Annotated in this window: 10 protein-coding genes and 1 pseudogene; 3 read left to right on the forward strand and 8 right to left on the reverse strand. The window is 68.2% G+C overall.

The window, feature by feature from the left end; all coding sequences use genetic code 11:
- The 6 genes and pseudogenes from WU80_RS25995 to WU80_RS23010 form a co-directional block, all read right to left on the reverse strand.
- A pseudogene (locus WU80_RS25995) lies at window positions 1–79 on the reverse strand (2-amino-4-hydroxy-6-hydroxymethyldihydropteridine diphosphokinase); the annotation flags it as partial.
- Window positions 76–477: a dihydroneopterin aldolase gene (gene folB, locus WU80_RS22990; RefSeq protein ID WP_055405388.1), complete on the reverse strand. Its 402-nt coding sequence runs from the start codon at window positions 475–477 to the stop codon at window positions 76–78. The gene folB and the pseudogene WU80_RS25995, both read right to left, overlap by 4 nt.
- The gene (gene folP / locus WU80_RS22995) at window positions 470–1,294 is read right to left on the reverse strand and encodes a dihydropteroate synthase (RefSeq protein WP_055405389.1); all 825 of its coding nucleotides are present in this window, start codon (window positions 1,292–1,294) and stop codon (window positions 470–472) included. Before folP ends, folB begins: the two co-directional genes overlap by 8 nt.
- Before the next feature lie 19 nt (window positions 1,295–1,313).
- Entirely contained in the window at window positions 1,314–1,928 is a 615-nt protein-coding gene (gene folE / locus WU80_RS23000) for a GTP cyclohydrolase I FolE (RefSeq protein WP_055405390.1), read from the reverse strand.
- Between the two features lie 15 nt (window positions 1,929–1,943).
- Window positions 1,944–4,325: an ATP-dependent zinc metalloprotease FtsH gene (gene ftsH, locus WU80_RS23005; RefSeq protein ID WP_055405391.1), complete on the reverse strand. Its 2,382-nt coding sequence runs from the start codon at window positions 4,323–4,325 to the stop codon at window positions 1,944–1,946.
- A 298-nt stretch (window positions 4,326–4,623) separates the two neighbouring features.
- Complete coding sequence (locus WU80_RS23010; RefSeq protein WP_055405395.1) at window positions 4,624–5,040, reverse strand: VOC family protein; 417 nt, start codon at window positions 5,038–5,040, stop codon at window positions 4,624–4,626.
- Window positions 5,041–5,169: 129 nt separating this feature from the next.
- On the opposite strand from WU80_RS23010, the gene WU80_RS23015 reads away from it, so the two are divergent.
- Genes WU80_RS23015 through WU80_RS23025 form a run of 3 tightly spaced genes read left to right on the forward strand, consistent with a single transcriptional unit; the run spans window position 5,170 to window position 8,335 of the window.
- Window positions 5,170–6,138 (forward strand): alpha/beta fold hydrolase, encoded by a 969-nt coding sequence (locus WU80_RS23015; RefSeq protein ID WP_369808567.1) that lies wholly within the window; start codon window positions 5,170–5,172, stop codon window positions 6,136–6,138.
- On the forward strand, window positions 6,135–7,322 hold the full coding sequence (locus tag WU80_RS23020) for an LLM class flavin-dependent oxidoreductase (RefSeq protein WP_055405392.1): 1,188 nt from the start codon (window positions 6,135–6,137) through the stop codon (window positions 7,320–7,322). The genes WU80_RS23015 and WU80_RS23020 overlap by 4 nt, the downstream gene beginning before the upstream one ends.
- Window positions 7,322–8,335, forward strand: a complete 1,014-nt coding sequence (locus WU80_RS23025; RefSeq protein WP_055405393.1) for a zinc-binding dehydrogenase — start codon at window positions 7,322–7,324, stop codon at window positions 8,333–8,335. The genes WU80_RS23020 and WU80_RS23025 overlap by 1 nt, the downstream gene beginning before the upstream one ends.
- A gap of 3 nt (window positions 8,336–8,338) precedes the next feature.
- Here the strand turns inward: WU80_RS23025 and WU80_RS23030 are convergent, their stop codons facing one another.
- Window positions 8,339–8,623: a WXG100 family type VII secretion target gene (locus WU80_RS23030; protein WP_055405394.1), complete on the reverse strand. Its 285-nt coding sequence runs from the start codon at window positions 8,621–8,623 to the stop codon at window positions 8,339–8,341.
- 29 nt (window positions 8,624–8,652) lie between these two features.
- A partial coding sequence (locus WU80_RS23035; RefSeq protein WP_197281332.1) for a WXG100 family type VII secretion target occupies window positions 8,653–8,814 on the reverse strand: 162 nt, incomplete at its 5' end.

Raw genomic sequence — 8,814 nt, forward strand, 5'->3', positions numbered from 1 at the left:
CCAGCCCGTCGACCACCGACTGCAGCCGCGCCAGGCGGTCGCCCAGGTTGGAGCCGACGGACAGCACCACCCAGGTCATAGGCGCCGCTCCGCCGGGATCACCGAACCGCGGCCGCCACGCCGAGACCGGCGCACCACGACCGCGACGTCGTCGAACTGCTGGGGGATGGGGGCCCGCGGCTTGTGCACCACCACCTCGACGGCATGCACCCGCCCGTCTGCCATCACCCCGTCGGCGATTTCGCCCCCGACGGTTTCGATCAGGTTGCGCGGCGGACCGGCCACCACCTCGGCGGCGAGCTGGGCCAGGGCCGCGTAGTCGTACGTGTCGGCCAGTTCGTCGCTGGCGGCCGCCGCGGCGAGGTCGATCCACACGGTGATGTCGACGACGAAGTCCTGCCCGTCGGCGCGCTCGTGATCGAAGACTCCGTGCCGCCCACGAATCGTCAAACCCCGCAACTCGATTCGATCAGCCATCGTCTCCGGCCCGCCATGTTTCGGTGTGCGCCCAGGCCCCCACCACCTTGAGGGCGTCGGCGGTGGCCCGCACGTCGTGCACGCGAACGCCCCACGCCCCGTATAGCGCCGCCAGCGCGGAGATCACCGCGGTGGCGGTCTCGCGGCCGGCGGGCGGTCGCGGCGAGCCGTCCGGCCCGGCCAACAACGTACCGAGGAACCGCTTCCGCGATGCGCCCAAGAGCACCGGGATTCCGGTGGCGACCAACTGGGGCAGCGCGCGGAGCAGCGCCCAATTGTGTTGAGCCGTCTTGGCGAACCCGAGGCCCGGGTCGATCACCAGCTTCGCGGGGTCGACGCCCGCGGCCACCGCCGCGTCGACGCTGGCGAGCAGCTCGGCCCGCACTTCGCCCACCACGTCGTCGTAATGGGTGTCCGCATGCGGGCGGTCGGCGGCCACCGACCGCCAGTGCATCAGCACCCAGGACACGCCGGCGTCGGCGACCAGCGGCGCCATCGCGGGATCGGCGCGTCCCCCCGACACGTCGTTGACGATGCGCGCGCCGTGCTGCAGCGCGGCCCGCGCGACGTCGGCGTGCATGGTGTCGATGCTTACCGTAATCCCCTCTGCCACAAGCTCTTTGACGACGGGGATCACCCGGGACGTCTCGACCTGGGAGTCGATCCGGGTGGCGCCGGGCCTGGTCGACTCCCCACCGACATCGACGATGTCCGCGCCGTCGGCCGCCAGCGCCAGACCGTGCGCCACCGCGTTAGAAGTATCGAGATAGCGGCCACCATCGGAGAACGAGTCGTCAGTGACGTTCAGGACTCCCATAACCTGCACAGGCGCCGGCTCACTTACGCAGGATGAGGTCGAGCGCTTCCGCTCGAGACGCCGCGTTGCTCTTGAACTGTCCGCGCACCGCCGACGTGGTGGTGACCGCGCCGGGCTTGCGTACGCCGCGCATGGCCATGCACAGGTGCTCGGCCTCGATCACGACGATCACGCCCCGCGGATTGAGTTTCTTCATCAGCGCGTCGGCGATCTGGCTGGTGAGCCGTTCCTGCACCTGCGGCCGCTTGGCGTAGAGGTCGACCAGTCGCGCGATTTTCGACAGCCCGGTGACCCGGCCGTCGGAGCCGGGGATGTAGCCGACGTGGGCCACCCCGTGGAACGACACCAGGTGGTGTTCACACGTGGAATACAGCGGGATCTCCTTGACCAGCACCAGTTCGTCGTGTTCTTCGTCGAACATGGTGTTGAGCACGCTGTCGGGATCGGTGTAGAGCCCGGCGAACATCTCGCGGTAGGCGCGGGCGACGCGGGCCGGCGTCTCCCGCAGGCCGTGCCGGTCGGGGTCCTCCCCGATGGCGTACAGCAACTCCCGGACCGCGGCCTCGGCGCGCTCCTGGTCGAACACCCGGATAGGGGGATCGGCGGTGTCCGGCCCCAAATCCGTCAAGGCCATCGAATCCTCCGTTCGTCAGCCGTGGGCCGGTGGGTTGGACCGGCTCACGTCGTCGTCCTGCTGGTCGGGAGACTTCCCGCCGGCCGGGTTGGGCAGGCTCGGCGGCGGGTAGGGCGGATACGGCGGGTAGGGGGGCTGCGCCTGACCCTGCGGGTGGCCGGGCTGGCCTTGATAACCCGGGTGGTGCCCCGCCGGCTGCGGAAAGTAAGGCTGCTGCGGGGCCTGCGGCGGCGGATACCAGTAATTCGGCTGCTGGTCCGGCGGCGGCCACCCCGGTGCGTGCCAGCCCGCCGGCGCGCCGTAGTCCGGCTGGGTGGGGGCATGCGGCGCGCCCGGGCGGTGGCCGGCCCCTTGCGAGCCCTGAGAACCATTGCCGCCGTTGTTGTTTCGCTCGGCCTCCGCTCGCGCGGCCGCGGCCTCGCTGGCGCGCGCGATGGCGGCCTTGAACGCCGGCTCGGGGACCGGTGGCGGCCACGGCTCGCCACGCTCCATCGCCAGCTCGCCGGGCGTCTTGATCGGCGGCTTGTCGGACGGGATGCGGCCACCGAAGTCGTCGAACATGGTGAGCCGGGGCCGCTTTTCGACATCGGCAAAGATGCCCTCCAGCTCGGCCCGGTGCAGGGTTTCCTTTTCCAGCAGCTGGCCGGCCAACGTGTCGAGCACGTCGCGGTATTCGGTGAGGATCTCCCATGCCTCGGTGTGGGCCGCCTCGATCAGCTTTCGGATTTCGTCGTCGATGTCGCGGGCGACCTCGTGGGAGTAGTCGGCCTGGGTCCCCATGGTGCGGCCCAGGAACGGGTCGCCGTGTTCGGTGCCGTACTTGACGGCGCCCAGCTTGGAACTCATCCCGAATTCGGTGACCATCGCGCGGGCCACCTTGGTCGCCTGCTCGATGTCGGACACCGCGCCGGTCGTCGGCTCCCGGAAGACCAGTTCCTCGGCGGCGCGGCCGCCCATGGCGAACACCAGCTGCGCGACCATCTCCGAGCGGGTACGCAGGCCCTTGTCTTCCTCGGGCACCGCCACCGCGTGGCCCCCGGTGCGTCCCCGTGCCAGGATCGTCACCTTGTAGATCGGCTCGATGTCCGGCATCGCCCAGGCGGCCAGGGTGTGGCCGCCCTCGTGGTAGGCGGTGATCTTCTTTTCCTGCTCGCTGATGATCCGGCCCTTGCGGCGCGGCCCGCCGATCACCCGGTCCACCGCCTCCTCGAGCGCGGCGCCGGTGATGACGGTGCCGTTCTCCCGGGCGGTCAGCAGGGCCGCCTCGTTGATGACGTTGGCCAGGTCCGCGCCGGTCATGCCGACGGTGCGCTTGGCCAGCCCGTCGAGGTCGGCGTCCGGGGCGATGGGCTTGCCCTTGGAGTGCACCTGCAGCACCGCACGGCGGCCCGCCAGGTCGGGGTTGGACACCGGGATCTGCCGGTCGAAGCGGCCGGGCCGCAGCAGCGCGGGATCGAGGATGTCGGGCCGGTTGGTGGCCGCGATCAGGATGACCCCGGCGCGCGGGTCGAAGCCGTCCATTTCGACCAGCAACTGGTTCAGCGTTTGTTCGCGCTCGTCGTGGCCGCCGCCCAGGCCGGCGCCGCGCTGGCGACCGACGGCGTCGATCTCGTCGACGAAGATGATGCACGGGTTGTTCTGCTTGGCCTGCTCGAACAGGTCGCGCACCCGCGAGGCGCCGACGCCGACGAACATCTCGACGAAGTCCGAGCCGGAGATGGTGAAGAACGGCACGCCGGCTTCCCCGGCCACCGCGCGGGCCAGCAGCGTCTTACCGGTCCCGGGCGGGCCGTAGAGCAGCACGCCCTTGGGGATCTTGGCGCCCAGCGCCTGATAGCGGCCGGGGTTCTGCAGGAAGTCCTTGATCTCGTAGAGCTCTTCGACGGCCTCGTCGACGCCCGCAACGTCGGCGAACGTGGTCTTGGGCATGTCCTTGTTCAGCAGTTTGGCCCGGGATTTGCCGAACCCGAAGCCCATTCGCGCGCCGCCTTGCATGCGGGAGAACATCACGAACAGACCCACCAGCAACAGCAGCGGCAGCACGTAGACCAGCAGCTCGCCCAGGATGCTGCCCTGATTGACGACGGTGCTGACCTTCGCGTTCTTGGCGCTCAGCGCGTTGAACAGGTCGACCGCGTACCCGCTCGGGTATTTGGTGATGATCTTGTCGGAGTTGTCGGTGTCGTTGTTGCCCTTTTTCAGGGTCAACCGCAGCTGCTGCTCACGGTCGTCGATCTGCGCGTTCTTGACGTTGTCGCCGTTGATCTGCGCCACCGCCACCGACGTGTCGACGGGCTTGTAGCCGCGGGTGTCGTCGCTGAAATAGAAGAACGACCAACCGAGCAGCACCACGACCGCAATCGCCGTGATGGTGCGAATAACGTTTTTCCGGTTCATCAATCATCGGCCTTGCCGGCCAGGTCCTTCCCCGATATTCACGCAGCTAGAAAAGTCCAGGTTACCGCTCGTGGCGATCGCGAGCCCGGCAGAGCCGGGGCGAAGCGGGTCGCCACCATCTGCACGGTGGCGATCGCGAGCCCCGGCAGAGCCGGGGCGAAGCGGGTCGCCACCGCCTCTCGATACAACGACCGGGGGTTCCCTCCCGCCGGGCCGAGCGTCACGCCAGCGCGACGCCGGGCGGCGGCGGTCACGCCAGCGTGACGTTCGGCGGCCGGCGCGGCGGCCCGACGTCTCGTCATTCGTAGTACCGGGCCTCGATCACGTTGCCATCCGGATCGGCGAAGTAGTACGCCTGCGGCGCCCAACCGCGGGCCCCGAAATTGGGGCCGAGCCGCGCGCCGGTGTCCACGCCCTCCGCCTGCAGGCGTTGGTCCAGCGCGTCGTATTCGGACTTCGACAGCGCAAGGCAGACGTGGTTCACCGGGTGTCCGGCGCTGCCGTCGACCCGCGTCAGGGACTCGGTACCGGCGACACCTGCAACCGGCATCAGGTCGATGATCGAGTCCTCGCACACCCGCACGCTCGGGAAGGGCGCGTCGCCGGCCTCGAACTCGGCGAACCGGACCGGAGCCAATCCGACCACCCGCGTATAGAAATCCATCGCGACGCGCGGATCCTTCGTCCACAGGACGACGTGGTCGAGCCGCCTCATCGGATCCACCTGCTTCCAAGAAATGCGCGGGCTTTACGGCGATATCTACCAGCCGAGCAAAGCCGTTGGAATGCTATTCGCAATCAGCGCGAATACTTCTCAGCCCCGCAGGGGTTGTGCTTTGGTGGCATGGTGCTCAAATCAACCGAACGGTTAGTGGAGACCAACGGTGTGCGGCTGCGGGTGATCGAGGCGGGCGAACGCGGCGCACCCGTGGTGATTTTGGCCCACGGATTTCCCGAGCTGGCCTACTCGTGGCGCTACCAGATACCGGTGCTCGCCGAGGCCGGCTACCACGTGCTGGCCCCGGATCAACGCGGCTACGGCGGCTCGTCTTGTCCCGACCCCATCGAGGCTTACGACATTCACCACCTCACCGCCGACCTGGTCGGCCTGCTCGACGACGTCGGGGCCGAACGGGCCGTCTGGATCGGGCACGACTGGGGCGCCGCCGTCGTGTGGAACGCCCCGTTGCTGCACCCGGATCGGGTCGCGGCCGTCGCCGCGCTCAGCGTGCCGGTGACGCCGCGCCCGCACGTGGCGCCGACGAAGGCCTGGCGCAAGATGTTTGGCGAGAACTTCTTCTACATCCTGTACTTTCAGGAGCCCGGCGTGGCCGACGCCGAATTGAACGCCGATCCCGCCCGGGTGATGCGACGCATGATGGGCAGCCTGCGCGCCGACGGCAAGGATGCACTGGTGCGGATGGCCACCCCCGGCCCGGAAGGCTTCCTCGAGCGGCTGCCCGAACCCGACGGGCTGCCGGATTGGATAAGTCAGGACGAGCTCGACCACTACATCGCCGAATTCACCCGTACCGGGTTCACCGGCGGCCTGAACTGGTACCGCAATTTCGACCGCAACTGGGAGACCACTCCCGAGCTGGACGGTGTGAAGATCTCGGTCCCGTGTTTGTTCATCGGCGGGACGGCCGATCCCGTCCTGTCGTTCACTCGCGCCGACCGCGCCGCCGACGCGATCACCGGCCCCTACCGCCAGGTGATGATCGACGACGCGGGGCACTGGTTGCAGCAGGAAAGGCCGGACGAGGTGAACGCGGCCCTGTTGGACTTCCTCAACGGATTGGAGTTGCGATGAGCGCCCCGCTGCGCTTCGGTGTCTTCATCACACCGTTTCACCCGATTGGCCAATCGCCAACGGTCGCTTTGGAATACGACATGGACCGGGTGGTCGCGCTGGACCGGCTCGGGTTCGACGAGGCCTGGTTCGGCGAACACCACTCCGGTGGCTACGAGCTGATCGCCTGCCCCGAGGTGTTCATCGCCGCCGCGGCCGAGCGGACCAAACACATCCGACTGGGTACCGGGGTGGTCTCGCTGCCCTACCACCATCCGCTGATGGTGGCCGACCGCTGGGTGCTGCTCGATCACCTCACCCGCGGCCGGGTGATGTTCGGCACCGGCCCGGGCGCCTTGCCGTCGGATGCCTACATGATGGGCATCGACCCGGTCGATCAACGGCACATGATGCAGGAGTCACTGGAAGCGATCCTCGCGCTGTTCCGCGCCGGACCCACCGAGCGAATCGACCGCCACACCGACTGGTTCACGCTGCGTGAGGCGCAGCTGCACATCCGGCCCTACACCTGGCCCTACCCCGAAATCTCCACGGCAGCAATGATTTCGCCTTCCGGTCCGCGGCTCGCGGGCGCGCTGGGGACGTCGCTGTTGTCGCTGTCGATGTCGGTCCCCGGCGGCTACGCCGCCCTCGAAACCACCTGGGACGTGGTGCGCGAGCAGGCCGACAAAGCCGGACGGCCCGAGCCGGATCGGGCCGACTGGCGCGTTCTGAGCATCATGCACATCGCGGACAGCCGGGAAAAGGCGATCGACGACTGCACCTACGGCCTGCAGGATTTCGCCAACTACTTCGGCGCGGCCGGGTTCGTCCCGCTGGCCAACACCGTCGACGGCGCCCAGACACCGCACGAGTTCGTCGAGGACTACGCGGCCAAGGGCAATTGCTGCATCGGAACCCCCGACGACGCGATCACCCACATCGAGGACTTGCTCGACCGCTCAGGCGGTTTCGGCACACTGCTGATGCTGGGCCACGACTGGGCCTCCCCCGAGGCGACGTATCACTGCTACGACCTGATGGCGCGCAAGGTGATCCCCCACTTCAAGGGACAACTCGAAGCGTCGCGTTCGTCGCACGACTGGGCCAAGGGCAACCGCGACCAGTTGATCGGCCGGGCGGGTGAGGCCGTGGTGAAGGCCATCACCGAGCACGTCGACGAACAGAAGGGGGTGAAAAGCTAGTGCGCGCCGCGGTATTGCGCGACGGCCGGATGGTCTACCGCGACGACGTAGCGGAGCCCGTGCCCGAGGCCGGTCAGGTGCTCGTCGGCGTGCGGGCCTGCGGCATCTGCGGCTCCGACCTACATTTCGCCGCGCACGGCGCACAGGTGCTGGAAATGACCGACCGGGTGGCCGGCGGCAAGGGCGGCATGCACGTCGACCTGAGCCACGACATCTTCATGGGCCACGAGTTCAGCGCCGAGGTGCTCGAGGCCGGGCCCGATACCGAAACCCACCCGCCGGGAACGCTGGTCACCTCCCTTCCGATACTGCTGTCCGCCAAGGGCGTTGAGCCCATCGTCTACAGCAACAGCACCATCGGCGGCTACGCCGAACGCATGCTGCTCTCGGCGCCGCTGCTGCTGCCCGTCCCCAACGGCCTGGACTTCAAACATGCCGCCCTGACCGAACCCATGGCGGTCGGGCTGCACGCCGTCAACAAGTCGAACATCGCCCCCGGCGAGACCGCCCTGGTAATCGGATGCGGCCCGATCGGCATCGCCATCATCGCGGCGCTGCGGGCTCGTGGCGTCGAAAACATTGTGGCGTCTGACTTTTCGCCGAAGCGCCGGGAACTCGCCACCGCCATGGGCGCGCATCAGACGCTGGACGCGGCGCAGGGCTCGCCGTTCGACTCCGTCAAACCCGCCGTGGTGTTCGAGGCGGTCGGAGTGCCCGGGGTGATCGACGACGTCCTGCTTCGGGCGCGGTCCGGCACCCGCCTGGTGGTCGCGGGCGTGTGCATGCAGCCCGACACCGTGCATCCCTTCTTCGCGATCGCCAAAGAGATCAACGTCCAGTTCGTGCTCGCCTATACTCCGGAAGAATTCACCGATTCGCTTCGGGCCCTGGCCGACGGTGACATCGACGTGAGCCCGCTGATCACGGGGGAGGTCGGCCTGGACGGGGTCGGCGCCGCCTTTGACGACCTCGCCGACCCCGAGCGACACTGCAAGGTTTTGGTCACCCCTTAGCCGCTAAGCCCAACTCGATCCGACGGCGCTGTCGGTGCCCGCCATGTTGCTGCCGGCGGTTTGCACGTTCTGCCCGTGGGCGTTGGCCTGCTCGTAGATCACCTGGAAGTTGCGGCCCAACTGAATGATGAACTCCTGGCACGCCGCCGAACCGGCACCGCCCCAAAAGTCCCCGGCGGCAAGCACATCGCGGACGATGGCCTGGTGCTCGGCCTCCAAAGACGCGGCTTGCGCGCGGATCAAGGCACCGTGGGCGTCGACATCGCCGAACTGGTAGTTGATGGTCATCGTTGTACGTCTCCTGTTTGTAGGGTGGGCTAGCTGCCCAGGATCTGCTGCGAGGCCTGCTCTTGCTGCTCGTAGTTGTTCGCGTCGCGGACCAGTCCGTCACGCACACCGTGGAGCATGTTGACGATGTTGCGGAAGGCCTGGTTGACCTGACCCATGGTGTCGTACGAGGTCGCCTGCGCCTGACCGCT

The sequence above is a fragment of the Mycobacterium sp. UM_11 genome (genome assembly GCF_001414075.1).
Classification (GTDB): Bacteria; Actinomycetota; Actinomycetes; order Mycobacteriales; family Mycobacteriaceae; genus Mycobacterium.